Annotated in this window: 26 protein-coding genes; 6 read left to right on the forward strand and 20 right to left on the reverse strand. The window is 72.0% G+C overall.

Features of this window, described 5'->3' with window-relative positions; all coding sequences use genetic code 11:
- The 14 genes from H4281_RS40610 to H4281_RS40675 all read right to left on the reverse strand — a co-directional run.
- The coding region (locus H4281_RS40610; protein WP_182896163.1) for a phosphoketolase family protein at positions 1-2311 on the reverse strand (2311 nt) is incomplete at its 3' end.
- Complete coding sequence (locus tag H4281_RS40615; RefSeq protein WP_182896164.1) at positions 2308-3207, reverse strand: universal stress protein; 900 nt, start codon at positions 3205-3207, stop codon at positions 2308-2310. The genes H4281_RS40615 and H4281_RS40610, both read right to left, overlap by 4 nt.
- The gene (locus tag H4281_RS40620; protein ID WP_182896165.1) at positions 3204-3818 is read right to left on the reverse strand and encodes a CBS domain-containing protein; all 615 of its coding nucleotides are present in this window, start codon (positions 3816-3818) and stop codon (positions 3204-3206) included. The genes H4281_RS40615 and H4281_RS40620 overlap by 4 nt, the downstream gene beginning before the upstream one ends.
- 94 nt (positions 3819-3912) lie before the next feature.
- Positions 3913-5037 (reverse strand): CHAD domain-containing protein, encoded by a 1125-nt coding sequence (locus tag H4281_RS40625; RefSeq protein ID WP_182896166.1) that lies wholly within the window; start codon positions 5035-5037, stop codon positions 3913-3915.
- A complete protein-coding gene (locus H4281_RS40630; RefSeq protein ID WP_182896167.1) occupies positions 5034-5438 on the reverse strand; it encodes a hypothetical protein in 405 nt (134 codons plus the stop codon). Before H4281_RS40630 ends, H4281_RS40625 begins: the two co-directional genes overlap by 4 nt.
- The gene (locus tag H4281_RS40635) at positions 5435-6325 is read right to left on the reverse strand and encodes a universal stress protein (protein WP_182896168.1); all 891 of its coding nucleotides are present in this window, start codon (positions 6323-6325) and stop codon (positions 5435-5437) included. The genes H4281_RS40630 and H4281_RS40635 overlap by 4 nt, the downstream gene beginning before the upstream one ends.
- Positions 6312-6593, reverse strand: a complete 282-nt coding sequence (locus H4281_RS40640; RefSeq protein WP_182896169.1) for a DUF1918 domain-containing protein — start codon at positions 6591-6593, stop codon at positions 6312-6314. Before H4281_RS40640 ends, H4281_RS40635 begins: the two co-directional genes overlap by 14 nt.
- 30 nt (positions 6594-6623) lie before the next feature.
- Positions 6624-7196 carry a CBS domain-containing protein gene (locus H4281_RS40645; protein WP_182896170.1) on the reverse strand — a complete coding sequence of 191 codons (573 nt, stop codon included), beginning with the start codon at positions 7194-7196 and terminating at the stop codon, positions 6624-6626.
- Between the two features lie 32 nt (positions 7197-7228).
- On the reverse strand, positions 7229-8065 hold the full coding sequence (locus tag H4281_RS40650) for a universal stress protein (RefSeq protein ID WP_182896171.1): 837 nt from the start codon (positions 8063-8065) through the stop codon (positions 7229-7231).
- 70 nt (positions 8066-8135) lie between these two features.
- On the reverse strand, positions 8136-8990 hold the full coding sequence (ppk2, locus tag H4281_RS40655; protein WP_182896172.1) for a polyphosphate kinase 2: 855 nt from the start codon (positions 8988-8990) through the stop codon (positions 8136-8138).
- 5 nt (positions 8991-8995) lie between these two features.
- Positions 8996-9634 carry a CBS domain-containing protein gene (locus H4281_RS40660; RefSeq protein WP_182896173.1) on the reverse strand — a complete coding sequence of 213 codons (639 nt, stop codon included), beginning with the start codon at positions 9632-9634 and terminating at the stop codon, positions 8996-8998.
- Between the two features lie 121 nt (positions 9635-9755).
- Positions 9756-10475, reverse strand: a complete 720-nt coding sequence (locus tag H4281_RS40665) for a TylF/MycF/NovP-related O-methyltransferase (RefSeq protein ID WP_182896174.1) — start codon at positions 10473-10475, stop codon at positions 9756-9758.
- Complete coding sequence (locus H4281_RS40670; protein WP_182896175.1) at positions 10472-11350, reverse strand: universal stress protein; 879 nt, start codon at positions 11348-11350, stop codon at positions 10472-10474. Before H4281_RS40670 ends, H4281_RS40665 begins: the two co-directional genes overlap by 4 nt.
- Positions 11347-12360 carry an Acg family FMN-binding oxidoreductase gene (locus H4281_RS40675; RefSeq protein ID WP_182896176.1) on the reverse strand — a complete coding sequence of 338 codons (1014 nt, stop codon included), beginning with the start codon at positions 12358-12360 and terminating at the stop codon, positions 11347-11349. Before H4281_RS40675 ends, H4281_RS40670 begins: the two co-directional genes overlap by 4 nt.
- A 512-nt stretch (positions 12361-12872) precedes the next feature.
- Between H4281_RS40675 and H4281_RS40680 the strand changes: the two genes are divergently transcribed.
- The 3 genes from H4281_RS40680 to gap all read left to right on the forward strand — a co-directional run bounded on the left by H4281_RS40680 (position 12873) and on the right by gap (position 16702).
- Positions 12873-14330: a bifunctional aminoglycoside phosphotransferase/ATP-binding protein gene (locus H4281_RS40680; protein ID WP_182896177.1), complete on the forward strand. Its 1458-nt coding sequence runs from the start codon at positions 12873-12875 to the stop codon at positions 14328-14330.
- 96 nt (positions 14331-14426) lie between these two features.
- Positions 14427-15689 carry an NAD(P)/FAD-dependent oxidoreductase gene (locus tag H4281_RS40685; protein WP_182896178.1) on the forward strand — a complete coding sequence of 421 codons (1263 nt, stop codon included), beginning with the start codon at positions 14427-14429 and terminating at the stop codon, positions 15687-15689.
- A complete protein-coding gene (gene gap, locus H4281_RS40690) occupies positions 15686-16702 on the forward strand; it encodes a type I glyceraldehyde-3-phosphate dehydrogenase (RefSeq protein WP_182896179.1) in 1017 nt (338 codons plus the stop codon). The genes H4281_RS40685 and gap overlap by 4 nt, the downstream gene beginning before the upstream one ends.
- Positions 16703-16753: 51 nt before the next feature.
- On the opposite strand, the gene H4281_RS40695 is transcribed toward gap, so the two are convergent.
- On the reverse strand, positions 16754-17428 hold the full coding sequence (locus H4281_RS40695; RefSeq protein WP_182896180.1) for a CBS domain-containing protein: 675 nt from the start codon (positions 17426-17428) through the stop codon (positions 16754-16756).
- A 143-nt stretch (positions 17429-17571) separates the two neighbouring features.
- Here H4281_RS40695 and H4281_RS40700 point away from each other — a divergent pair, with 143 nt between their 5' ends.
- Entirely contained in the window at positions 17572-17811 is a 240-nt protein-coding gene (locus H4281_RS40700; RefSeq protein ID WP_182896181.1) for a PLDc N-terminal domain-containing protein, read from the forward strand.
- Here H4281_RS40700 and H4281_RS40705 read toward each other — a convergent pair.
- Positions 17741-18670 (reverse strand): universal stress protein, encoded by a 930-nt coding sequence (locus H4281_RS40705; protein WP_182896182.1) that lies wholly within the window; start codon positions 18668-18670, stop codon positions 17741-17743. The genes H4281_RS40700 and H4281_RS40705 overlap by 71 nt on opposite strands.
- 205 nt (positions 18671-18875) lie before the next feature.
- On the opposite strand from H4281_RS40705, the gene H4281_RS40710 reads away from it, so the two are divergent.
- Positions 18876-19466, forward strand: coding sequence for a hypothetical protein (locus tag H4281_RS40710; protein ID WP_182896183.1), 591 nt, complete (start codon positions 18876-18878; stop codon positions 19464-19466).
- Positions 19467-19524: 58 nt separating this feature from the next.
- Entirely contained in the window at positions 19525-20562 is a 1038-nt protein-coding gene (locus H4281_RS40715) for an alcohol dehydrogenase catalytic domain-containing protein (protein ID WP_182896184.1), read from the forward strand.
- Positions 20563-20620: 58 nt separating this feature from the next.
- On the opposite strand, the gene H4281_RS40720 is transcribed toward H4281_RS40715, so the two are convergent.
- From H4281_RS40720 to ppsA, 4 genes are all read right to left on the reverse strand, one after another.
- Complete coding sequence (locus H4281_RS40720) at positions 20621-20959, reverse strand: hypothetical protein (RefSeq protein ID WP_182896185.1); 339 nt, start codon at positions 20957-20959, stop codon at positions 20621-20623.
- A gap of 127 nt (positions 20960-21086) precedes the next feature.
- A complete protein-coding gene (locus H4281_RS40725) occupies positions 21087-21788 on the reverse strand; it encodes a CBS domain-containing protein (RefSeq protein WP_182896186.1) in 702 nt (233 codons plus the stop codon).
- A 10-nt stretch (positions 21789-21798) separates the two neighbouring features.
- Positions 21799-22305: a universal stress protein gene (locus H4281_RS40730; RefSeq protein WP_182896187.1), complete on the reverse strand. Its 507-nt coding sequence runs from the start codon at positions 22303-22305 to the stop codon at positions 21799-21801.
- Positions 22306-22334: 29 nt separating this feature from the next.
- Positions 22335-24578 (reverse strand): phosphoenolpyruvate synthase, encoded by a 2244-nt coding sequence (gene ppsA / locus H4281_RS40735; protein ID WP_182896188.1) that lies wholly within the window; start codon positions 24576-24578, stop codon positions 22335-22337.
- Positions 24579-24586 lie beyond the last annotated feature (8 nt).

Raw genomic sequence — 24586 nt, forward strand, 5'->3', positions numbered from 1 at the left:
CCTCGGCGATCCAGTGCCGGTGCCGTTCCTGCGTGCGCGTCATCCGCTGCCGCAGCGGCCCGGTCGTGGCGAGGAGCCCGGGCACCCGGTCCAGCACGTCGATCACCAGCTGGAACCGGTCCATCCGGTTGCGCACCAGCATGTCGAACGGCGTCGTCGTCGTTCCATGTTCCGTGTAGCCGCGGACATGGAGCCCGGCGTGGTTCGTGCGGCGGTAGGCCAGGCGGTGAATCAGCCACGGGTACCCGTGATAGGCGAAGATCACCGGCCGGTCCGGGGTGAACAGCGCGTCGAACTCCCAGTCGCTCAGACCGTGCGGGTGCTCCGATTCCGGCTGCAGCCGCATCAGGTCCACGACGTTCACCACCCGCACCGCCAGCGAAGGCAGTTCCTCGCGCAGGATCGCGGCCGCCGCCAGGACTTCCAGGGTGGGAGCGTCGCCCGCGCACGCGAGCACGACGTCCGGTTCCCGGTCCGCGTGCGTGCTGGCCCATTCCCAGATGCCGAGGCCCCGCGCACAATGCAGCGCGGCTTCTTCGGCGTCGAGCCAGTCCGGCGTCTCGTTCTTGCCCGCGACCACCACGTTGACCAGGTCCCGGCTGCGCAGGCAGTGCGCGGCCACTTCCAGCAGGGTGTTGGTGTCCGGCGGGAAGTAGACCCGCACGACCTCGGGAGCCTTGTTCGCCACGTGGTCCACGAAACCCGGGTCCTGGTGGGAAAAACCGTTGTGGTCCTGCCGCCAGACGTGCGAGGTCAGCAGGTAGTTCAGCGACGCCACCGGCCGCCGCCACGGGATTTCGCGGTGCACGCGCAGCCATTTGATGTGCTGGTTCACCATCGAGTCCACGATGTGCGCGAACGCCTCGTAGCAGGAGAACAGCCCGTGCCTGCCGCTGAGCAGATAGCCCTCCAGCCAGCCCTGGCACAGGTGCTCCGACAGCACTTCCATGACGCGTCCGTCCGGCGCGAGGCGGTCGTCCGGCGGGCCGGTCGGCAGCTCCCAGGTTTTCGCGGTCACGTCGTACACCGCGTCGAGCCGGTTCGACGCGGTCTCGTCCGGACCGAACAGCCGGAAGTTCGCGCGTTCGGCGTTGCGGCGGAACACTTCCCGCAGGAAGCGGCCCAGTGCCCGGGTCGGTTCCGAAGCGCGCTCCCCCGGCGCGGAGACCTGCACGGCGTGGTCCGCGACCGGCGGAAGCGAGAGCGGACGAAGCAGCACTCCGCCGTTCGCGTGCGGGTTCGCGCCCATCCGTCGCGAACCGTGCGGGATCAGTGCGGTCACCGCCTCGGTCGGACGGCCCGCGGCGTCGAACAGCTCTTCCGGCCGGTAGGACCGCAGCCAGTCCCCCAGCTGCCGCAGGTGTGCCGGATCCTCGCGCACGCGGGTCAGCGGAACCTGGTGCGCCCGCCAGGTCCCCTCGACCTGCTGACCGTCCACTGTGGCCGGTCCGGTCCAGCCTTTCGGCGACCGGAGCACGATCATCGGCCACGCGCCCGCTCCGTCGCGGCGAAGCACGGCCAGATCGGCGACCACCGCGTCCAGCGCGGCGGCCATCGCCTGGTGCATCGCCGCGGGCTCGTCACCCTCCACGTACACCGGGTCCCAGCCCGCGCCGCGCAGCAGCGAGTCCAGTTCGGACGGCGGGATCCGGGACAGCACCGTCGGATTCGCGATCTTGTAGCCGTTGAGGTGCAGGATCGGCAGCACCGCACCGTCGCGGCGCGGGTCGAGGAACCGGCTGGCCTGCCAGCTCGTCGCCAGCGGACCGGTCTCCGCCTCGCCGTCGCCGACGACGCACGCGACGAGCAGGCCGGGGTTGTCGAACGCGGCGCCGAACGCGTGCGCGAGCGAGTAGCCCAGCTCGCCGCCTTCGTGGATCGACCCTGGCACGTGCGGGGACACGTGGCTCGGCACGCCGCCGGGGAAGGAGAACTGCCGGAACAGCCGGTCCATCCCCTCCTCGTCGCGCGAGACCTCCGGCCACAGCTCCGAATAGCTGCCCTCCAGCCAGGTGCTCGCCAGCAGCGCCGGGCCGCCGTGCCCCGGGCCGGTCACGAACAGCGCGTCGAGATCGTGCGCCAGGATCGCGCGGTTGAGGTGGGCGTAGACGAAGTTCAAGCCGGGCGAGGTGCCCCAGTGCCCGAGCAGCCGGGGTTTCACGTGCGCGGCGGTCAGCGGGTCGCGCAGCAGCGGGTTGCCCATCAGGTAGATCTGGCCCGCGGCGAGGTAGTTCGCGGCTCGCCACTGGGCGTCGACCTGCGCCAGTTCCTCCTCGGTGAGGGTCGCGACGGGGATTTCGGTCGCGGTCACCGCTTCCGCTCCGGGCGCACCACGAGCACCGGGCACGAGGAGTGGTGGACCAGCGCCTGGCTGGTCGACCCGAGCAGCATTCCGGCGAACCCGCCCCGCCCGCGGCTGCCGACGACCAGCAACTGCGCCCGGTCCGACTCGTCGAGCAGCACGTGCCGCGGCCGGTCGCGCACCAGCTTCCGCTGAACCTCCACGTCGGGGTACTTCTCCTGCCAGCCAGCGAGCCGCTGCGCCAGCAACCGTTCCTCGGTCGGCTGGAGGGTTTCCCATTGCGGCATCAGCCGCGCCGCGCTCTCGGTCGAGTCGTAGACCACGTCGACCCAGGCGTGCACCGCGACCAGCGGCGCCTTCCGGAAGCTGGCCTCCTCGAACGCGACCGCGATCGCCGCCTCGCTGTTCGGGCTGCCGTCGACGCCGACCACCACGGGTCCGTCCTGCGGCACCGGGCCGTCGCCGTGCCGTCCGCGGACCACGGCCACCGGGCAGCCGGCGTGGCTCACCACGGCCGCGGTCGTCGCTCCGACCAGCATGCCGGTGAAACCGCCGGTCCCGGTGCGGCCGAGGACGACCATCCGGGCCTTCTTGGAACGGTCGATCAGCAGTGCCGGCGCCGAATCGGTGAACACCTCGCTGCGGACCTTGAGCGACGCGTCCTCCGAAAGCGCCAGCTCGCGCGCCTCGGCCGCGATGCGCTCGCCGTCCTGCTGGATGCCTTCGAACAGCACCGCACTGCCGGCGAGCCCGCCGCCGTACACGAGCCCGGCCAGTTGCAGGCAATGCACGAGCTCCAGTTCGAGATCGCGGCCCGAAGCGAGCCGCGCGGCCCAGCGGACCGCGTCGGAAGACCCTTCCGAGCCGTCGACTCCGACGAGCACCGTGCGGTTCCGGTCAGTCATCTCCCCACCTCCTGTTCCGCGGACACGGTGTCCGCTCCGACCACGCCGGGCACCGCCAGTGCCAGCAGCGTCGCGACGTGGCGATCGGTTTCGTCGTCGTAGAGGTCGACGATCCGCACGATCCCGTCGTGCACCTCGACCTTCCAGCGGCCCGTCCCGCCGTAGATCTCCAGCCGGTGCCGGACGTCCGAGGCGATCGCGTGGTCTTCCCTCGCGAGCACGCGCACGACGTCACCGCGCGTGACGATGCCGACCAGGCGGCTGCCGTCGACGATCGGCATCGCCCGGATCTGGGCGTCCACCAGCGCCTGGCACAGGTCGGCGACGTCGGTGCCGGACGACATCGCGGTCGCCGGAGACGTCATCACCGCCCCGACGGTCGTCTCGATCGCGCCCGGGTGGTAGGGATGCCGGTACTCCGACCGCGTGTCCGCCGGGATCCGGCCGCGGATCAGGTCGGCCTCGGTGACGATGCCGATCAGCCGGTCGTCGTCGTCCACCACCGGCAGCGCCGTGAAACCGTGTTCGGACAGGATTTCCGCAGCCTCCTTGGCGGCGGTCCACGGATGCACCGTCTCGACCGGTGCGGACATCAGATCGCGTGCGCGCATCAGGTCCGTCCTTTCCTTGTGCTGCTTCGAAAATAGGCAACAAGACCGCATCGGCACGCCGGTCCGGAGTCACCGGCGGGAAGGACCAACGTCCTCAGCGCCGCAGCGGCGCCAGCTGCCGGTACGCCTCCCGCCACGCCGCGGGCATCGCGTCGGCGCACTGGCGGGCGCAGCGGATCTCGGCTTCCAGCACCAGAGCGTGGGCCCGCGTCGCTTCGCCGGACTCGACGAGCTCCCGCAGCCTGCCCTGCGCGACCACGGAGTCCTGGTACTCGCCGAGCAGTTCCTGCAAGCCTCGCAAGCTCTTCAGCACCTGGTCCCGATCGACCGGCAGGGCCGAACCAGCCGCCTCGACGGCGTACCGGAGGCGCTTCACGCTCTTGCGCACCGCGTGCACCGCTGCCGCACCGCCTGGCATCGCACCGACCCGGGCATCGGTTTCCTCGACCACCGGCCAGACCAAGCCCGGAAGCACTTTCGCCGCCGGTCGCCGCGCCCGCTTTCCTTGTGCGCCAGCGCTTTGCTCGCGCAGCACGACCAGGAGCACGTCGAGCGCGTTCAGCAGTTGCAGGTACCGCGGCGAGTCGAGGACGACCGCGCACTCGGCGGCCGCTTCGTCCGCCTGCGCGTCGAAAACCTGCTCAGCCCCGATTCGCATCTCGTCCGAAACCACCTCTGGCGGGAGCTTTTCCAGCGCGGCGAAGAACCGGGCGCGTTGCACCTCGATGTCTCGCGCGGGCCCCACGCTCGCGCCGAGCCACCGCAACGCGGAGCGGAACCTCCCGGCGAGCCGTCCGCCGAGCACCGGCGCGAAAGTCCGCAGCGTGGCCCGGATCCGCCGAGCGGCGACCCGCAGGTCGTGCACGCCCTCGGGTTCCTCCAGGCGCACCGCGAGATCGGCGCGGGCGAGCGCTTCGACCTGGCGTTCCAGGTAGCCGAGCGCGACCTGCCGAGCGGTGCCGGTCTCGGCGCCGATCCGGCTTCCGGCTCCGGCCTGCCTCGGCATCGGCACCAGGTCCAGATCCCGGCTGTACGCGCGGACCAGCCGCGCCAGTTCGTGTGGCACCTGCTCCACGCCGGGAGCCTCGACGCGGCGTCCCCGGCCGTCGCCGAGATCGAGCTGCCATTCGCTGCCCGCGCGGCTGATCGCCATGCCGTGGCGGCGCAATCGCAGGCCGGTCGTGTCGTAGTACGTCACCGGCCGCGCCGCGCGGGTCATGACGGCACCGCCCGCTGCGCGAGCCGGCTCAGCAGGACCAGCAGCACGGCCAGGGCGAGCGTCACCCACTGCACTGGCTCGCGGAAGCCGAGCACGACGAACTGGATCGCGAGCCAGCCGCAAAGCACCACGCTCGCGGCGTAGCCGAACCAATGCGCTTCCGGGTCGCCGCGCCACGCCGCGAGCGCGGCCCAGCTGAGCGTGCCGCCGATCGCGAGCACGAGCGCCAGCCCGGGCAACGCCCAGCTGGACAGTCCGAGCGGCACGAGCACGGAGAGCGGCAGCCGGAACCCGGGCGCGCCGACCATCAGGCAGATCCCGCCGGCCAGCGCCGCGGCCGCGAAGACCGTCTCGTAGGTCGCGAGCACCCGCTGCGCGGTCCGGCCGCGCGACGTGGTCACGGCTGGCTCCTCGGCCGCACGACCGCCACCGGGCAGGTCGAATGCGCGAGCAGGGCCTGGCTGGTGGAGCCGAGCAGCATCCCGGCGAACCCGCCCCGGCCCCGGCTGCCCACCACGACCAGCCGCGCGCTCTCGCCGTACTCCAGCAATGTCCGCACCGGCCGCCCGCGCACGATCTCGACGTCGATCCGCAGTTCCGGATATTTCTCCCGCCACAGCGCGAGCTGGCCTTCGATCCGGCAGCGTTCGCCCGCGGCGACCTCGTCCGGGACGATCTCCATGCTCCGCAACGTGCCGTCCGGGCTCAGTTCGTTCCAGGTGCGCACGACCGTGAGCGACGTTTTCCGCGCGGCCGCCGCGGCACAGGCGAACTCGAGCGCCTCGTCGCTGTCGGCCGCGCCGTCGAGCCCCACCACGACCGGTCCGGTCGCGGGCGGGACGTCGTCCGGCATCCGCCCGCGCACGACCACGACCGGGCAGGGGGCGTGCGCGGCCAGCGCGACCGCGGTCGACCCGACCAGCAGACCGGTGAACCCGCCGAGCCCGCGCGATCCCAGCACGGCCAGCTCGGCTCCGCGGCTCTCCCCCAGCAGCACCGCGACCGGGTTTCCCTCCGCGACGACGCGCTCGATCCGCGCCGCGGGCCACCGCTCGCGCACCGCCGCTTCGGCCTCGTCGAGCCACTCCTCCGCCTGCCCCTGAAACCCCGAGCGCACCCCGGCCACGAACGGACCGGTGATGCCGGGCGAGGGAATCAGGTAGGCCTGCACCAGCCGCAGCACCGCGCTACGGCGGTCCGCTTCCTCGGCCGCCCACACAGCCGCGTTGCGCGCCGACGCGGAACCGTCGATCCCGGCCAGCACCACGCTTTCTTCAGGCCCGGACATCGCGGGCTCCTCTCCTGGCCCGCCGCAGCGCGCGCAGCCGCTCGAACCGTTTGCGTTCGTTGCGGTCCTGTTCGGACACCTCGGCCTCGGTGAGCACGATCGCGTCCGATCCGGGGAACACCGTCGTGACCCGGTCGTCGGCGAGCCAGCGCACCGTGAACGGCGGGCTGCCGTCCGGTTTTCCGGTCGCGACGATCCGGCCGCGCTGCTCCGGCAGATCCAGCCGGACGCCCTTCACCACCAGCCAGTCGCCGGGCTGTGCGTGCATTTCTCCTCCTCGGTCCCGTGCCCTCCGCGCTCACCGCGGCGGGCAAAGCTCCACTGCGAGCACGCCTTCGACGGTCCGCGCGAGAGCGGTGACCAGACGGCGTTCCGCTTCGTCGGCGAACGCGCCGCGGACGGTCACCCTTCCGCCGACGACGGACACGTCCCACCGGGCCCGGTGCCCGCCGTAGTCGCGCAGCAGCGCGCGCAGCCGGGACGCGATCGCGTCGTCGCGGCGGACCAGCGGTGCCAGCAGGTCGCGGCGGCTGACGATCCCGGCCAGCCCGCCCTCGTCGACCACCGGCACGCTGCGCAGCCGGTCGATGAGCATCCGCGCCGCGATGTCGCTCCCGTCGGCGTCGAGGTCGACGGTCTCGACCGGTTTCGTCATCACCGCGTCGACCCGCAGGCCCGGGTCGACCGGCTCGCCGGTCAGCACGCCGGCCAGCGCGTCCGCCTCGGTGAAGATGCCGACCACCCGGTTGCCCTCGTCGACCACCGGCAGCGCCGCGACACAGTGTTCGGTCAGCAGCGCGATCGCTTCGCGGACCGGAGTTCCCGGCCCGACCCGGACCACCGGCCGGGTCATGATGTCCCGTGCTCGCACGGCTTTCTCCTCGTCCTCGTTGGACCGGCGGCTCAGTGCACCACCGCGACCGGGCACGCCGAGTGCGCGAGCAGCCGGTTCCCGGTGGACCCGAGCAGCCCTCCCGCCACCGGCCCGCGGCCGCGGCTGCCGATCACGACCAGTTGCGCCCCCTCGACCGTCATCAGCGCCCGCGCGGCCGAGCGGTCCCGCACGGCCAGCGCACGGGTCTCGACCGCGGGGTATTTCTCCGCCCACGCGCCGATCCGTTCACGCAGGGCGCGTTCCTCCGCGTCGGCTCGTCCCGGCTCGTCGACCAGCGCCGCGTGCCAGGCGCGCACCGCGACCAGCGGGGCCTGCCTGCTCGCCGCGGCGTCGAAAGCGAATTCCAGGACGTGCTCGGCACCGTCGGCGCCGTCGACGCCGACCACGACCGCACCGCCGGGCGCCGCGCGTCCGCGCACCACCACCACCGGGCACGACGCGCTCGCCGCGACCCGCAAGGCGACCGAGCCGATCGCCGCGCCGCGCAGCCCGCCGAGCCCGTGCGAACCCAGCACGACCAGCGACACCGACCGGGAGAGTTCGATGAGCAGATCGGCCGCGAACCCGACGCGGGCGACCAGCTGGGTCCGCACTCCCGGCGCCGCGTCCTCGGCCACTTCCGCGGCCCGGCTCAGCCACCGGTGCGCGCGCCCGAACACCTCGCGCGCTTTCCGCTCCGCGACTTTCGCGGGAACGTCGACGGTTTCGCCGATCCCGGCGTGGAACAGCTCCAGCCGGCAATCCCGCCGCTTCGCTTCCGCGGCCGCCCAGCGGACCGGAGTCAGCGACGTCTCCGATTCGTCGATCCCGACGAGCACCACGTCGCCGGGTTTGTTCGCGGTCACCGCTTGCCTCCCGTCCCGCCGCCGGTTCCGGCGGCCCGATTCCACTGTCACGCGCCGCCCGCCGCACGGGTCAGAGCCCGAAGTCCCTTCCCCCGGGGACGAAAGCGGAATGCTGTTTGCCCAGAGTCGCCGCGTGGTCCGGCACCTCGCGCAGCAAGCGCCGGTCGGTCCGCGCGTAGCCCGAGGCGTGCGAGCGGGGCGGCAGCTTCACCGCAGGGGGCGGGATTTCCCGGTACGGCACGCTGGCGAGCAGGTGCGCGAGCATGTTCAGCCTGCCGCGCCGTTTCTCGTCGCCGTCCACTACGTACCACGGCGACTCCGGGGTGTCGGTGTGCACGAACATGTCGTCCTTGGCGCGCGAGTAGTCGTCCCATCTCGGCACCGACTCCAGGTCCACTGTGGACAGTTTCCAGCGGCGGAGCGGGTCCTCGATCCGCGCGCGGAACCGCCGTTCCTGCTCGTCGCGGCTCACCGAGAACCAGTACTTGCGCAGCAACAGACCGTCCTCGACGAGCAGCCGTTCGAAGATCGGGCACTGCCGCAGGAATCGCTGGTACTGCTCGGGAGTGCAGAAGCCGAGCACCCGCTCCACGCCCGCGCGGTTGTACCAGCTGCGGTCGAACAGCACGATCTCCCCGGCCGCGGGCAGCTGCGCCACGTACCGCTGGAAGTACCACTGCGTGGACTCGCGGTCGGTGGGCCGGGGCAGCGCGGCGATCCGCACCACGCGCGGGTTGAGGTGTTCGGTGAAGCGTTTGATCGCGCTGCCCTTGCCCGCGGCGTCGCGTCCCTCGAACACCACGACCAGCCGGGCTCCTTCGTGGCGCACCCATTCCTGAAGCTTCACCAGTTCGATCTGGAGACGAGCCAGCTCCGCCTCGTAGACCGCCCTGGGCAGGCGGGAGGTCCCGCGTTTCGCGGCCACTCGCGTCAGGCGACGTCGTTCCACACGTAGTCGAGTCCGTTGCGGACCGCGACCACGCCGGGGACGGCTTCGATCAGCCGGGTGACCGGGGCGATCTCGCTGCGCCGCTCCACGCGGCCGGCGACGGTGACCACTCCGGCGTGCACCACGGCGCGGGCGCGGTCCGGGCCGAGGTGCAGCGTCTCGTACAGCACGCCGGTCACCACGTCGTGTTCGATTTCCGGATCCGGACGGGTCAGCACGCGCAGCACGTCGCGCCGGGCGACGACTCCCACCGGACGGCCGTCCGCGACGACGAACAGCCGCCGCAGACCGGTTTTCTCCAGCTTCGCGGCCGCCGCGGACACGGTGTCGTCGGCGGCGATCGTGACGACCGGACTCGTCATCACCTCGCGCGCGCTCCGTCCTTCGGCTTTCCGGGCTTCCCGCCGGTTCCACCACCGGGACCGGCCGCCCCGCAGCATCGGCAGCAGGTCCTTTTCGGACACCACGCCGACGAGGGTCCCGGCGTGGTCGACGACCGCGACCGCGCTGATCCCTTCCCTGGCCAGCATCGCGGCGATTTCCTTCACCGGCGTCTCGGCCCGCACGCAGACCGGGCGGGCGGTCATCACCGCGGAAACCGGTGTCGTGATCGTGTTCATCGCTCCTCCGTGAGGTCCGCGCATTCCCTGTGCTGCCTCGAAAATAGGCAGGGAGACCACCCCGGCACGCCAGTCCGGAGTCCTCAGCGGGAAGGACCAATGTCCTCAGCGGGCACGCGCGTCAGCTACCGGCGGTGAAGCGCAGCCTGAGGTTGGCGCCGTCGTCCACGGCGAAGGCTCCGCTGTTCTCCTGGAGGAACTCGTCCACCGCGGTCCGGCAGCCGCCGTAATCGTGATAGTCGTCGAGGATCAGCGTCGCGCCCGGCGAGAGCCGCGGCAGGACCGCGTTGAGGCAGAAGCGAACCGGGTCGTACCAGTCGCAGTCGAGGTGCGCGAAAGCGACGGAGGCGCGGGTGTAGCCGGGCCAGGTTTCCTCGAACAGCCCGCGGTGCAGGAAGATCCGCTTCTCGTCCACTGGACGGCCGTAGCGTGCGAACGTCGCGCACACCTGCTCGTAGAGGTCCGTGCGGTAGCCGTAATAGGGATCGCCGCCGATGCCGGGCGACTCGCCGGCGGCGATCACCTGGTAGCGCTCCTTGGACTTGGCGTCGTCCTTGGCCGAGGTGGGCTCCGGGATCCGGGCGAACACGTCGAACCCGTGGAACTGCCGCTCGTTTGTGGCGTGGCGTGCGAGCAGCACCGACGAACCGCCGAGCGCGACCCCGAACTCCAGGAGGTCGCCCGGAATGCCGCGTTTCGCGACCTCGTGGACGGCGCCGGTCAGCCGGGTCAGTTTCTCCGGGCTCAAATAGGTGAGGCGATCGCGCAGGACCGCCCGGGCCTCGGCCGGAAGCAGCGCGACCCGTGCCTGGTGGACGATGGACTTGAGGACCGCGTTCATCGGTCTCCCGCGGCGGTGGTCCCGGCCCGGACGACCAGCACCGGGCATTCGGCGTGGTGCAGCAGCGCGTGGCTCGTCGAGCCGAGGACCATGCCGGTGAACCCGCCCCGCCCGCGGCTGCCCAGCACCACCAGCGAGGCCCGGGAACTCCATTCGATCAACCGGTCGCGCGGCCGGTCCTGTTCGACGATCCGCTCCACCCGCACGTCCGGGTACAGCGCGCTGTACCCGGAAATCCGTTGCGCCAGCAACCGGTGCTCGGCTTCCCTTGCCTCGAAGGGGAAATCGCGGTCGCCGAACAGCCGGGAGCGGTCCGCGTCGAGCCACGCGTGCACCGCGACCAGCGGCACGCCGTGCACCGCAGCTTCCTCGAACGCGCAGCCGATCGCCGCTTCGCTGAGCGGGCTTCCGTCGACTCCGACGACGACCGGCTCCCGGGGACGGATCGTGCCGCGCACGACCACGACCGGACAGTGCGCGTGCGCGACCAGATCGATGTCCGGCGAGCCGGCGAGGAGCCCGGACAGCGTGCCGGTCGGCTCGCCCAGCACCAGCATCCGTGCCTTCGCCGAGGCTTCCCGCAGCGCGACCTCGGGGCCCGCCGGGCTCGTCTCGACAGCGATCCGGACCCGCGGCTCGACCTCCGCGAGGTCGTCCCGGACGGCCTGCAGCAACTCCTCCGCCTCAGCTTCCTTCACTTCCAGCCACTCCACCGGCGGATACCGTTCGCCTACGAAGCTGCCGTCCGCGAATCCGAACGCCGCGAGCACCGTCAGCGGCACATGCCGCAGGACCGCCTCGCGCGCCGCCCACCGGGCCGCCGCCGCGGCGGACTCGCTCCCGTCGACGCCGACCAGAACCGGGTCCGTGTTCATCGCCGCTCCCTCCACTTCTCGCCGAGGACTTCCGCCACCCCGCGACGCAGACTCGCGGGAGCCACCCGGGTCGACCGCCCCAGCCGCAGCAGCGCCTGCGGGAATCCGGCGAGCTGGTAGTCCTCGCACAGCGCCGAACGCACCTCGGGCACTCGCAACGGCTGCGTCAGCACCGCGCCGGCAAGACCGAGGGTCACTCCTTCGAGCCAGCAGCGCTCCAGGGCGTACCCGGCACGGATGTGGTCCAGGCGCGCGTCGTCCGCGGTGGTGAAGAGCAGGAGAGTTTCGGCCTCGAGCCGTTCCCGCAGCAAGACCGGGTCCGGCACGACCGTCGCCCGGCGCACCAGCCCGGCCCACGGCAGTTCGCCCGGAGGCAGCGCGGAGAATCGCATTCCCGCGCCGTGCCGGTGCGCGGCCTCGTCCCGGATCGTCCAGAGCGCGAGTTCGCGTTGGTAGGCGCCGTCGTCCTGAAGCGCCCTGGCCGCGTGCTCGAAGAGCTTCGCCAGCCGTTCCATTCCGTTCAGCCGCGTCGCCTCCGCCCCGGTCGTCACCGCCGCGGCGACGACACGCGCGGTCTGCGTCGCGCTGACCGGCAGTCCGGTGAACGCCCCGCGATGGCTCCGCCGCACCATGATCGCCCCGTACCGCTGCAACTCCTGGTCGGTCGGCGGCGAGGGCTCCCCTGCCTCGACCCGCGCGACGACGTCGGTCTGCTCCGGGTCCGGCAGCATGGCCACCTCGGCTCGGCGGCCGAGGACCCGCACCGCCAATTCGAGGTTGGCCAGCGCGGTCCCGCAGGACATCGCCAGATCGCGGCGAAGGGGGTCGTGGCGAGGGAGTGCGACGTCGGTGCGCTCCCGCAGCAGGACCGCGCCGTCGGTCAGCTCGACCCGCCAGGGCTGCGTGTTGTGCACCGAGGGGGCGCGCAGGACTGAGCGGCCCAGCACCTCCGCTTCGGCGAGCGTCCACTCGCCGGACCGGCAGCCGGCCGCGGCCGCTGTCTTCTCCATGGCGGTCACTCCTGTCGTAGCGAACACCCTGAGCCAACCCCGGACAGGCCGCTCCGCGCTCCGGTCGCAAGCCACCGGGTCAAGGGACCAACGTCACCGGCTGCGCGGCCGCATCGTCTGTGCGGGAATCTGAGTCCGATGCCGGGCACTTCAGGCGAGGCTGCGGGTGCGGTGTGCGGCGTGGCTGCCCGGGTGAAGTACGTGAGGTTTCCCCTCACCTGCCTTCGCCTCGCCCAGCGCGTCTCCGCAGGCCGGTGCTCCGCATCCGCCGCACAGCACGCTCCTGAAAAACCCGATGCCGCATTGGGTGCGGCTCAGGCAACCGGGCATTTCGGCCAGGTCGGCGTCCTGTGCGGCGGGCAGCGGAGCGACGCAGCTTGAGTTCCTGGCATTGCCCCTGAGTCCCACCGAGTTCCCCGCACGGACCTGCGGGAGGCCGCCCGGCTTAAGTCCCCGGCATGGGGACCAAGCGCCCTTTCCCGTCCGCCCGCGCGCCCGCGAGGGTGGGCGGCATGACCGAAACCGAACCGTGGGCCGGGGTGCGGGAGACGCACAGCGGCGCGGTCTTCTTCGCCGGGGACCGGGCGTGGAAACTCAAGAAACCCGTCGACCTGGGCTTCCTCGACTTCACCGATCGGGGCGTGCGCGAGCGCGTCTGCCGCCGCGAGGCGGAGCTCAACCGCAGGCTCGCGCCCGACGTCTACCTCGGGGTCGCCGCCGTGACCGGCCCGGACGGCGCTGTCTGCGACCACCTCGTCGCGATGCGGCGGATGCCGGACGACCGGAGGCTGTCCGAACTGGTGCGGCGCGGCGAACCGCTCGGACCGGTCATCCGCTCGCTCGCCCGGTTGCTCGCGGTCTTCCACGGGGGCGCGCACCGCGGCTTGGCTGTCGACGCCGACGGGACGCGCGACGCGGTCCGCGCCCGCTGGCACGCGAGCTTCGACCAGGTCCGGCCGTTCCACGGAGTCGTGCTGGACACGACGGCGGCCAAGGAGATCGAGAGCCGCACGGACCTGTTCCTCGCCGGGCGCGAGCCCCTCTTCGCCCGCCGCATCGCCGAGCGCCGGGTCGTCGACGGCCACGGCGACCTGATCGCGGACGACATCTTCTGCCTCGACGACGGCCCGCGCGTGCTCGACTGCCTGGAATTCGACGACCGGCTCCGCCACGTCGACGGGCTCGACGACGTCGCGTTCCTCGCGATGGACCTCGAACGGCTAGGTGCGCCCGCGCTCGCCGCCGAACTGCTCGACGCGTATGCCGAATTCTCCGGGGACAACGCTCCCCCGGCGCTGCGCCACCACTACCTCGCGTATCGCGCGTTCGTGCGGGTCAAAGTCGCCTGTCTCCGCCACGCGCAAGGGGATCCGGCGGCAGCGGAGCTGGCCAGCGCGTATGCGGAAACGACGCTTCGCCATCTCCGGGCGGGCGAGGTCCGGGCGGTGCTGGTCGGCGGTCTGCCCGGTTCGGGAAAGTCCACTGTGGCCGCCCGCGTCGCCGACGCGCTCGGCGCGACCTTGCTGCAGAGCGACCGGATCCGCAAGGAAATCGCCGGAATCGACCCGGAACGCCACGTGCCCGCCGACTACCGGCAGGGGATCTACACGCCCCCGTGGACCGCGCTGACCTACTCCGAACTCGCCCGGCGCTCGGCCGCACTGCTCGGGCTCGGCGAGACCGTCGTCCTCGACGCGTCGTGGACCTCCGCTACCGAAAGAGAGGCGATCGCCGCGGTCGCGAGACAAACCGGCAGCAAACTGTGCGCGCTGCGCTGCACCGCGCCGGACGACCTGCGCGAGCGCAGACTCGCCACCCGGACCGGATCGCTGTCCGACGCCGGACCTGACGTCGCCCGCGAGATGGCGGAAGACGCCGCGCCGTGGCCCTCGGCATTCCCGCTCGACACCACCGGAACTCCGGCCGACACAGCCGGAATCGCGCTCGCGCATCTCGCGCCGGGCTCGTGACGGAGGGACGAACGTCCCTCGCCCTGCCCGCCAACGTCTCTGCCGCGCCTGCGGCGGGCACGGGCACCGTGAGCGGGGCGAAAGGGAGGAGACAGCATGGCACGCACCGAGGTCGTCGTTCTCGGCAGCGGTTTCGCCGGGCTGGAAACGGCTTTCCGGCTCCGGGCCCGGGCAGGCGAGGACGACGTGGGAATCACCGTCGTGTCCGACCGTGACGATTTCCTGTACCGGCCGGGAACGGTCCGGCTGCCGTTCGGAGCAGCCGAGGCGCCGTTGCACGTACCGCTCGCCGGCGCGTTCCGGCGGCGCGGGATCGGGGCGGTGATCGCGACCGCCGAAGGAATCGACCTCGACCGCGGGCAGGTGCACACCTCCCGCGGCCGGATGGCCTACGACCGGCTCGTCCTCGCCACCGGAGCCGCGAGCAGGCCGGAGGAGATCCCCGGGCTCGCCGAGCACGCCCATTCGATCGCCGCTGCGGGTGCGCTGCACCGGCTCGGCGAGGATCTGCGCTGGGCCGCGCAGCACGCCCGGCACGGCCGCGCGCAGCGAGTGCTTTTCGCGCTGCCGCCGGGCAATCAGTGCGCGGCACCGCTGTACGAGGTCGCGCTGATGCTCGACACGTGGCTGCGCCGCAAGCAGATCCGCGACGGCGTGGAAATCGCCTTCGACACCTGCGAGGAGAGCTACGTCCAGGCCTTCGGCCCCAAACTGCACGAGCTCGTCTCCCGGCAGTTCGAGGCGCGCGGCATCGAGGGCCGCACCGCGGCGACGCTGGCCAAGGCGACCGAACGCAGCGCCGTTTTCGCCGACGGCTCTGTGCGGGAATTCGACGTCCTCGCCACGTTCCCGCCGCAGGTCGCTTCCGTCCATTACTCCGGTCTCCCGTGCGACGAGCGCGGATTCCTGCGCTGCGATCCGCTCGGCCGAGCGGTGCTCGGGCGGCCGGAGGTCTTCGGGCCCGGCGATGCCGGGGATTTCCCCCTGAAACTGGGGTATCTCGCGCTGCTTCAGGCCGACGCGGCCGCCGGCGCGATCGCCGCGCAGCGACGCGGGACGACCCTGTCCGCCGGGCCGTCCCCGGTCGTGCGGCAGGTGCTGGACCTGCTCGACGACGCCGCCTTCGCCCAGATCCCGCTCGCCCCCGGCGACGATCCGGCCCGCGTCGACGAGTCGTCCTCGCGCTACTGGGTCAGCACCGGCGCGTTCTGGCGCGCGGGCGCGCGACTGGCCGAGGCCGCGCTATCGGCCCGGTTCCGGCTCGGCCTGCCGTTCCGCGCGGGCAGCGGATGGGGCGCGCTCGGCCGCGCTCCCGGAAGAACCCGTCCGAACACCGACAACCTTGTGGAGAGACCATGACCGTACGAGTCGGCATCAACGGCTTCGGCCGCATCGGCCGCGACATCCTGCGCCGCGTCCTGGAACGGCCGGACAGCCCGGTCGAAGTGGTCGCGGTCAACGACGTCACCACGCCGGACACTCTCGCCCACCTGCTCGCCCACGATTCCACCTACGGCCCGCTGCGGCTGCCGGTGCGGGTGATCGGCGACGCGATCGAGGTGGGCGACCACGTCGTGCAGGTGACGTCCGTGACCGAACCGGCGAACCTGCCGTGGAACGAGTTCGGCGTGTCGATCGGGATCGAGGCGACCGGCCGCTTCCGCACCCGCGAGGCGGCCGCCGGGCACCTCGCCGCGGGCGCGCGGAAGGTGCTCGTTTCCGCGCCGGGCAAGGGACTCGACGCGACGCTGGTGCTCGGCGTCAACGACGGCGACTACGACCCGGCGCGCCACGACGTCGTCTCCAACGCCTCCTGCACCACGAACTGCGCCGCGCCGATGGTCAAGGTGCTGCACGAGGCGTTCGGGATCCGCCGGGGACTGCTCACCACGATCCACAGCTACACCGGGGACCAGGCGCTGCTCGACCGGCCGCACCGGGACCCGCGGCGGGCCAGGTCGGCCGCGGTGAACCTGATCCCGACGAGCACCGGAGCCGCGCGGGCGATCGGCGAGGTGATCCCGGCGCTCGCGGGCAAGCTCGACGGGGTCGCGATCCGGGTCCCGGTCGAGGACGGTTCGCTCACCGACCTGACCGTCGAACTCGAGCGGGACGTCACCGCGGACGAGGTCAACCGCGCGTTCGCGCACGCCGCCGACGGGCAGCTCAAGGGAATCCTCCGCTACACCGAAGCGCCCCTGGTGTCGCGCGACATCATCGGCGACCCGTCGTCGTGCGTCTTCGATTCGGGCCTCACCAAAGCCGACGGGCACCTGGTCAAGGCGTTCGGCTGGTACGACAACGAATGGGGCTATGTGGCCCGCACTGTCGAACTCGCCGAAGTCATCGGGCGCGCCCTCGACCAAGGCTGACCGCGGAACGGCCGCCGCGGAACGGAATCCGCGGCGGCCGTTCCGTCATCGTCACGGCCGGACGCCGACCTCGTGCCGGTCTCCAGCGCAGCGCAACTGGTTTCGCACGCCGACCACTCCGGGCAGCACCTCGGTCAACCGCTCGGCGCGCAGCACCTCGCCGGGGCTGTCCACGATTCCGGTCAGCGTGACCACGCCGTCGTCGACCCGCACCGACGTCGTCGCGGGGTCGGCCCACAGCGCCTGGCGCAGCACCCGGCGTTCGACCATTTCCTTGATCTCCGCGTCCGGCCGGAGGAACACCGCGAGCACATCCCGGCGGGCGAGCACTCCGGTGAGCGCCCCGGAACCGTCGACGACGAACAACCGCCGCAGGTTCGCCTCGACCATCCACCGCGCGGCGTCGGCCAGCGGTTCGTCCTGCCGGACGACGCGCACCGGGGTGCTCATCACGTCGACGGCCTTTCGGCCCCGCGCTCGCGCCCAGCCGCGCCGGCGGCGCGAAGAGGCGAAAAGTCCCGGTCTCGGTCCTTCGGCCCGGCGGTCGTACCTGGCGAGCAGTTCACGTTCCGAAACCACCCCGACCGGCCGCCCCGAACCGTTCGTCACCGGCACCGCCGAGATGCCGTTGGCAGCGAGAAGATCGATCAGTTCCTTGAACGGCGTGTCCGGGGCGGCCGTCACCACCGGCCAGTTCATCACATCCGAAACCAGCAGTCCGGTCATCACAGCACCTCCGCGTTTTCTTTGCACGGTAGGCTTTTCCGGTGCCGGCGGCCGGAGTCCGCGGTCCCCGGCCGCCGGGCCGTTCGCCCCTTTCCGCACGCCGCGCGGGGGTGTTGCCTGGAGCGCGACCGGAGGAGGAGCCCATGCGAGCACACCGGAAGCTTTCCGACCTGTCCCCCGCGCAGCGGCGGGGCCTCATCGCCGCCGCGGCCGTGCAGGTGCTGCTGGCCGCGGCGGCCTGGTGGGATCTCGCGAAACGGCCGGAGGACCGGGTCAACGGCCCGAAGTCCGCCTGGGCGATCGCGATCGCCGTCAATTTCGCGGGTCCGCTGGCGTACTTCCGCTGGGGCCGGGCGGTTCCTCGCCGGAACCGGCGACGATGACCGGGCACAGCGCGTAGGACATCGCCGCCTGGCTCGTCGACCCGAGCAGCAGCCCGCCGAACCCGCCGCGCCCGCGGCTTCCCACGACGAGCAGCTGCGCCCGGTCGGCCAGATCCAGCAGCTGCTCGGCCGGGCGGCCGCGCACGACCAGCTGCCGCACGTCCACGCCCGGGTACTTCTCCGCCCACCCGGCGACTCGCTCGGCGAGCACCACGTGCGCCTCCTGCTCGATCCCGCTGTCGGCTGTCCAGCGGTTCTCCCGGAAGATCGCCGACAGCAGCCGGTCGTCCCAGCAGTGCACCGCGGTCAGCGGAGCGTTCCGCCACGAGGCTTCCTCGAACGCCGTCCCCAGTGCCCGTTCGCTCGACGGCGAACCGTCGACTCCCACGACGACCGGTCCGGCGGCTGGCGGTTCTTCGTCGCCCGCGTGCGGCCGGACGAGCGCCACCGGGCAGTCCGCGTGCGCGGCGAGGGACACTGAGACCGAGCCGAGCAGGATCCGGCCCAGCGGACGCAGACCGGGCGTGCCGAGCACCAGCAGCACCGCCTCGCGGGACTGCGCGACCAGGCACTTCCCGACGATTCCGCGCAGCAGCACCAGATCCGGCGTCAGCGCGGGTACGGCTTCTTTGGCGGCGTCGCGGGCGGTGCGCAGGATCCGGTGCCCGCGCGCGGTGAGCACGCGGTCGAAGTTCTCCAGTGTCCGCAATGGACGGGGGAAGTCGAGGGCCAGCTCGTCGAGCACGTGCACGAGCCGCAGCGGGACTCCGCGCCCCGCCGCGGCGCGCGCCGCCCAGCCGACCGCGTGCAGGGAAGCCAGCGAGCCGTCGACTGCGGCGACGAGTGCGGGTTCGGTCATCGGTTCCGCCTTTCCGGCAACAGGTTTCCCTCGGACGGTAGGCGCGGACGGCACCGTGCGGCAGCGGCGTCGGTCCCCTCGCGGACGGACCTTCGGCCCCTCCGCGCCGGTCCGCGTCCAACGGCCCGCCCGACGGGGACTTTCGGCTCCAGAGCGTTCGCCGACCTGCGGATCAGACTCGGGCCAGAGACGAATGGAGGTCCCCATGTCCCTCAAACCCGAGCACGACAAGCCCGCCGCGGGACGGACTCCCGCGCACCGCCCCGAACCGGACTCGCCGCGGGCAGGCTACGGCGCGCGGTCGCTCGCCGTCCTGCGGATCGCCGCGGGCTTGCTGTTCCTGTGGCCGTTCGCCGACAAGCTGTTCGGCCTTGGCTACGCCACCCCCGCCGCCGGGGCCTGGCTGCGCGGCGGCTCGCCCACCAACGGCTTCCTGAGCAACGTCGACGTCGGCCCGTTCGCTTCGATGTTCCACGCCTGGGCCGGAACCTGGTGGGCCGACTGGCTGTTCATGCTGAGCCTGCTCGGCATCGGGCTCGCGCTGGTCGCCGGGGCCGGGCTGCGGATCGCCGCCGTTTCCGGCACCGTGCTGATGCTGCTCATGTGGGCCGCGGAATGGCCGCTCGCCCGCACCACGGGCGCCGGGGCGCCCACGCACTCGACCAACCCGATCCTCGACTACCACCTCGTCTACGCCCTCGTCCTGATCGCGCTCGCCGCGGCGTGCGCCGGGGACACGTGGGGAATCGGCCGCCGCTGGGCCGCCTTCGTCGGCGACCGGACCTGGCTGCGCTGAACCGCTTACGGGCGTCCGCTGTCCTGGCGGACGCCCGCAGTCTCCCGAAGGAGAAACTGTGAAGGCACTCGTCTACGACGGCCCCGGACGCCGGTCCTGGACCGACCGCCCGGACCCGGAAATCCTCGCGCCGACCGACGCGATCGTCCGGATCGACGCCGTCACCATCTGCGGCACCGACCTGCACATCCTGAAAGGCGACGTGCCCGAGGTCGAACGCGGCCGGATCCTCGGCCACGAGGCGGTCGGCACCATCGTGCGGATCGGCAACGCGGTCTCCGCGGTCAAGCCGGGCGACCGGGTGCTCGTGTCCTGCATCAGCGCGTGCGGCCGCTGCGAATACTGCCGCCGCGGCGCCTACGGCCAATGCCTCGGCGGAGGCGGCTGGATCCTCGGCCACCTGGTCGACGGCGTACAGGCGGAGTTCGCGCGGATCCCGTTCGCCGACACCTCCGTCTACCTGCTGCCGCCCGCGGTGAGCGACGAGTCGGCGCTGCTGCTGGCCGACATCATTCCCACGTCCTACGAGGTCGGAGTCCGCAATGGACAGGTCGGCCCCGGCGACGTAGTGGCCATCGTCGGCGCGGGCCCGATCGGCCTCGCCGCCATCACCGCGGCCCGGCTCTACAGCCCGTCGTCCGTCATCGTGATCGACAAGGAACCCGCCCGGCTGGCGGCAGCCAAAGCGGCGGGTGCCGACGTGACGGTCCAGCCCTCGGACGCGGAAGCCGCGGTCCGCGAGGCAGGCGGCGGGCTCGGTGCGGACGTGGCCGTCGAAGCAGTCGGTGTCCCGGAAACATTCGAACTGTGCGCGGAGCTCGTCCGCCCCGGCGGCCGGGTCGCGAACATCGGCGTGCACGGGAAACCGGCCACGCTGCATCTCGAACGGCTCTGGATCCGGGACGTCACCATCACCACCGGCCTGGTCGACACCTCCAGCACGCCCATGCTGCTGCGGATGCTGGCGGGCGGACACCTCGACGTGAGCCGGATGGTCACGCACCGGTTCGGGTTGCAGGAGATGGATGAGGCTTATGACGTTTTCGCGCATCCGCAGGACAGCGGAGCGCTGAAGGTCGCTCTGTTCCGCGAGTGAGCCGCTGCGGTCCAGCTGAAGGTGCGTGAGGGGAACCCTCACGCACCTTCAGCCCGTATCAGGCGGGGCGCGCGGCCTCGTAGCAGCGCTGCCGTTCTTGGTGCCACAGCGTCGATTCGTCGAGGTCGCGGTATTCGCTTCGCAGTCGCCGGGCCAGGCCGTAAAAGCCTTCGCTCGGCCGGCCGCTGTCCTTCGAGACGACGAGCGCGCTCCACAGGGGCGCTTCCTGATCCGCCGCCCGGATCGAGACTTGCTCCAGGAAGTAGCCCAGGTGATTCGGCTGTACGCCGACGCGTCTGCCGAGCGGCACGTACTGGATCAAGCCTCCCCCGGAGGCGACACCGTACAGAATGTCGGCAATCCGGTCCACGCGGTCCATCTCGAACGTCTCAGGCATCGGCACCCCAGCGGAGTCGACGGTGTAGTTGTGGTGGGGAGTCGCCCGGGCAACCGAGACTGTTACGGGACGTACCGCGGCGAGACACTCGTCCGCGCACTCCCGTCGGCGAACACCCGGCCCGGACTCACGGCCGATGGATCGACCGGTCCGGGAACAACCCGCCCTGCGCGGGCTCCCCCGGGCGGATGTCGCGGTCGTCCAGCTCCGCCCGCAGGCGCGCCTTCACCTCCACCACGCCGTCGACCCGGCCGACGAGGGCCTTCAGCACCGGGATCATGCTGTAGCGCTCGACAGTCCCGTCCAGCGACACCACCCCGTCGTGCACCGAAACGTACAGCGTGGACGGGTCGACGCACATCTCCTGCCTCAGGACTTCGTCGCGCACTTCCTCGCGAATCTCGTTGTCCGGCCGCAAATACGCGCGCACCAGATCCGCCCGCGAGACGATCCCGGCGAGCGTTCCGTCCGATTCGAGCACCGGCAGCCGGTGCACTCGATGGCTCTCCATGAGCTGGGCCGCGCGCAGAACGTCGTCGTCGGCAGAGACGGTGATCGCCGGCGTGGTCATCAAATCGGCAGCGAAGAGCGCTTCGGCCTTGTGCCTGCCGTGGCGCGCCTTCGGTCCGATGCCGTGGTGTTCGACGTTCCGCTCCAGCAGATCGCCGCGCGAAACGACGCCGAGCACCCGGCCGTCCTTGTCGACGACCGGTGCGCCGCCGACGCCGCGTTCTTCCAGCAGTGCGGCGACGGCTTTGAACGACGTGCCCGATGCGATCCGCGCGACGTCGGTGGTCATCACCGAGCGGATCCGGCGTATCCTCTTCATCTTCCGCTCCTCACAGCAGGGGTCCGGGGTAGTACGAGCCCGCGGTTTCCTTGTCCGGCAACGGTTCCCGTTCTTCGGCCGACCGGGCCGGGACGATCACGACCGGGCAGCGCGACTGGCGCAGGCAGTACTCGGAAACCGAGCCGACCAGCAGGCGCAAGACCCGGCTGTGCCCGTGGCTGCCCAGCACCAGCATCGCGGCGTCCGCCGACGCGCGGACCAGCGCCGGGCCGGGGGCGCCGTCGATCGTGCCGCTGCGCACCCGCACCCCCTCGAAGTCACCGCGCGCCTCGTCCAGCACGTGGTCCAGTTCGTGCTGATAGCGGGACGCGATCTCGGACGGCGTGCGGCTGACGGCCGACTCGATGTCGGCGAGCGGGTCGAACGTCCAGGCCCGCAACGCCACCACGGTCCGGCCGCTGGCCTTAGCTTCCGTCAGCGCCCAGCGGACCGCCGCGGCACTGCCCGCCGATCCGTCGACGCCTACGACGATTTCCTGTTCATTGGCTGTGGTCATGACTTTCTCCTCCGCACAGGCTCGGGCGCTCAGCGCGCCTTTTCCAGCAGGACGCGGCGTTCGGCCGCGGCGATCGCGCCGCGCGCCGCCCCGATCGCGTCCGGGTTGACCGAGATCGACGTGATCCCGGCGCGCACGAGATGTTCGGCGAACGCGGGATTCGTCGACGGCGCCTGGCCGCACAGCGACGACGTGATGCCGCGGGCGCGGGCGGTGCTCACGATCCGGGTGATCGCGTCGAGCACGGCGGGGTCGGCCTCGTCGAACAGTTCGGCGCACACCGCCGAATCCCGGTCGACGCCGAGCATCAGCTGGGTCAGGTCGTTGCTGCCGATCGACACCCCGTCGATGCACAGCCCGGCGTACTCGCGCAGCCAGTAGACGACCGACGGGACCTCGGCCATGATCCACCGGTGCAGCCCGCGCTGCTTGCCGAGCGGGCTCGCGTCCACCGCCTCCAGGCACGCCTCCAGCTCCCACTTCGTGCGCACGAACGGGATCATCAGGTGCAGGTTCGGCGTCCGCTCCCGCACCCGCGCCAGCGTCCGCAGCTCCAGCGCGAACAGGTCGTGCTCGCGCACGTACCGGTAGCAGCCGCGGTAGCCGATCATCGGGTTGTTCTCGACCGGTTCGTACTCGGCTCCGCCCTCGAGGCCGCGGAATTCGTTGCTGCGCAGGTCGGTGGCCCGGTAGACGACCGGACGCGAGCCGAACGCGGTCGTGATCCGCAGCAGCGATTCCGCCATCGCGTCCACAAAGGACTCTTCCTCGCCGCGGGCGAGCAAGGCGCGCGGATGCCGTCCGCCGAGCGCGGAGGTCAGCAGGAATTCGGCGCGGAGCAGGCCGACGCCGTCGACCGGCTGAGCCGCGACCTCCTCGGCGTGGTCGGGCATCGCGAGGTTGACATACAGCCGGGTGGCGATCGCCTCGGCCGCCGCCGGAGCGGCGACGGGGGTCGCGTGCACCGCCTCGTGCGTGATCGCTCCCGCCCGCACCTCGCCTTTCGTGCCGTCGACCGTGATCAGCGTGCGGTCCGCGAGCACCCGGGTGGCGTCGCCGGTGCCGACGACGCACGGGACGCCCAGTTCGCGGGCGACCACCGCGGCGTGGCACGTCATGCCGCCGCCGTCGGTGACCAGCGCCGCGGCCCGGCGGATCGCCGGGACCCAGTCCGGGGTCGTCATCGGGGCTACCAGCACCTCGCCGTCGCGCAGCCGCCGTGCCTCGGCCGGGTCGTGCAGCACCCGGACCGCGCCGCTGCCCTCGCCGGGCGAGGCGGCGAGCCCGGTCACCAGGACTCCGGCGGCTTCTTCCTGCACCGGAGGCAGGGTCGTGATCGGGCGGGACTGCACGAGCCACGTCTTGTGCTCGGCGATCGCGAACTCGATGTCCTGCGGAACGCCGTAGTGGTCCTCGACCCGGCAGGCGAGCCGCGTCAGCCCGAGCACGGTGGCGTCGTCGAGCACGCGCCTGCCGCCGACCTGCGCGGTCAGCGCGACCTTCACGTCTCCCCCGCCCGCTTCCGGGATGATCTTGTGCGTCTGGGCGCCGATCCGCGCGCTGAGCACCCGGAGGTCCTCTTTCGCCACCACGTAGGTGTCCGGGTCCACCGCGCCGCTCACGATCGCCTCGCCCTGGCCGAACACTGCTTCGACCACTGCCCGGTCGCGGTCGCCGGTGCGCGGGTCGGCGGTGAAGATCACGCCCGACCGCTCTGCCGGGATCATCCGCTGCACGACGACCGCGATCGCCGGTTCGCCGGTGAATCCCCGGCTCGCCCGGTAGCTCACCACTCGCGGCGAGAACAGCGACGTCCAGCAGTCGACCAGTCGCGCGGCCAAGGCTTCTTCGTCGACGACGTTGGTGTAGCTGGCGTTCATGCCCGCGAAGGAGGCTTCGCTGCCGTCCTCCCCGGTGGCCGACGAGCGCACCGCCACCACGGGCTGGTCGCCGAGTGCGCGGTACGCGCCGGTCACCTCGGACGCCAGCTCCTGCGGCAGCCCGGCCGAGCGCACCAGCTCGCGCAGCCGCTCGCACGCCGCTGCCAGCGCTGCCGCATCGTCCACCGCGGTCAGCGTTTTCGCGTGCAGATCGGCGACCTCGGTGCGGACCCCCGCGGCCTCCAGCGCGGACCAGTACGCGTCGCGGGTGACGACGAACCCGTCCGGCACCGGGTAGCCCGCGGCGATCAGCTCGCCGAGGTTCGCCCCCTTGCCGCCCGCGGTCTCGGCGTCGGAAAGCCGGATGTCGGCCAGTTTTCGCACGTGTGTCATGACAGTCC

It is taken from the genome of Amycolatopsis dendrobii (assembly GCF_014145675.1).
GTDB lineage: Bacteria > Actinomycetota > Actinomycetes > Mycobacteriales > Pseudonocardiaceae > Amycolatopsis > Amycolatopsis dendrobii.

Coding starts and splice junctions, on each gene's coding strand:
- H4281_RS40615 (WP_182896164.1), bottom strand. CDS start 3,207: ATGACTGACCGGAACCGCACGGTGCTCGTCGGAGTCGACGGCTCGGAA.
- H4281_RS40620 (WP_182896165.1), bottom strand. CDS start 3,818: ATGCGCGCACGCGATCTGATGTCCGCACCGGTCGAGACGGTGCATCCG.
- H4281_RS40625 (WP_182896166.1), bottom strand. CDS start 5,037: ATGACCCGCGCGGCGCGGCCGGTGACGTACTACGACACGACCGGCCTG.
- H4281_RS40635 (WP_182896168.1), bottom strand. CDS start 6,325: ATGTCCGGGCCTGAAGAAAGCGTGGTGCTGGCCGGGATCGACGGTTCC.
- H4281_RS40640 (WP_182896169.1), bottom strand. CDS start 6,593: ATGCACGCACAGCCCGGCGACTGGCTGGTGGTGAAGGGCGTCCGGCTG.
- H4281_RS40660 (WP_182896173.1), bottom strand. CDS start 9,634: ATGAACACGATCACGACACCGGTTTCCGCGGTGATGACCGCCCGCCCG.
- H4281_RS40665 (WP_182896174.1), bottom strand. CDS start 10,475: ATGAACGCGGTCCTCAAGTCCATCGTCCACCAGGCACGGGTCGCGCTG.
- H4281_RS40670 (WP_182896175.1), bottom strand. CDS start 11,350: ATGAACACGGACCCGGTTCTGGTCGGCGTCGACGGGAGCGAGTCCGCC.
- H4281_RS40675 (WP_182896176.1), bottom strand. CDS start 12,360: ATGGAGAAGACAGCGGCCGCGGCCGGCTGCCGGTCCGGCGAGTGGACG.
- H4281_RS40680 (WP_182896177.1), top strand. CDS start 12,873: ATGACCGAAACCGAACCGTGGGCCGGGGTGCGGGAGACGCACAGCGGC.
- H4281_RS40685 (WP_182896178.1), top strand. CDS start 14,427: ATGGCACGCACCGAGGTCGTCGTTCTCGGCAGCGGTTTCGCCGGGCTG.
- gap (WP_182896179.1), top strand. CDS start 15,686: ATGACCGTACGAGTCGGCATCAACGGCTTCGGCCGCATCGGCCGCGAC.
- H4281_RS40695 (WP_182896180.1), bottom strand. CDS start 17,428: ATGACCGGACTGCTGGTTTCGGATGTGATGAACTGGCCGGTGGTGACG.
- H4281_RS40700 (WP_182896181.1), top strand. CDS start 17,572: ATGCGAGCACACCGGAAGCTTTCCGACCTGTCCCCCGCGCAGCGGCGG.
- H4281_RS40705 (WP_182896182.1), bottom strand. CDS start 18,670: ATGACCGAACCCGCACTCGTCGCCGCAGTCGACGGCTCGCTGGCTTCC.
- H4281_RS40710 (WP_182896183.1), top strand. CDS start 18,876: ATGTCCCTCAAACCCGAGCACGACAAGCCCGCCGCGGGACGGACTCCC.
- H4281_RS40720 (WP_182896185.1), bottom strand. CDS start 20,959: ATGCCTGAGACGTTCGAGATGGACCGCGTGGACCGGATTGCCGACATT.
- H4281_RS40725 (WP_182896186.1), bottom strand. CDS start 21,788: ATGAAGAGGATACGCCGGATCCGCTCGGTGATGACCACCGACGTCGCG.
- H4281_RS40730 (WP_182896187.1), bottom strand. CDS start 22,305: ATGACCACAGCCAATGAACAGGAAATCGTCGTAGGCGTCGACGGATCG.
- ppsA (WP_182896188.1), bottom strand. CDS start 24,578: ATGACACACGTGCGAAAACTGGCCGACATCCGGCTTTCCGACGCCGAG.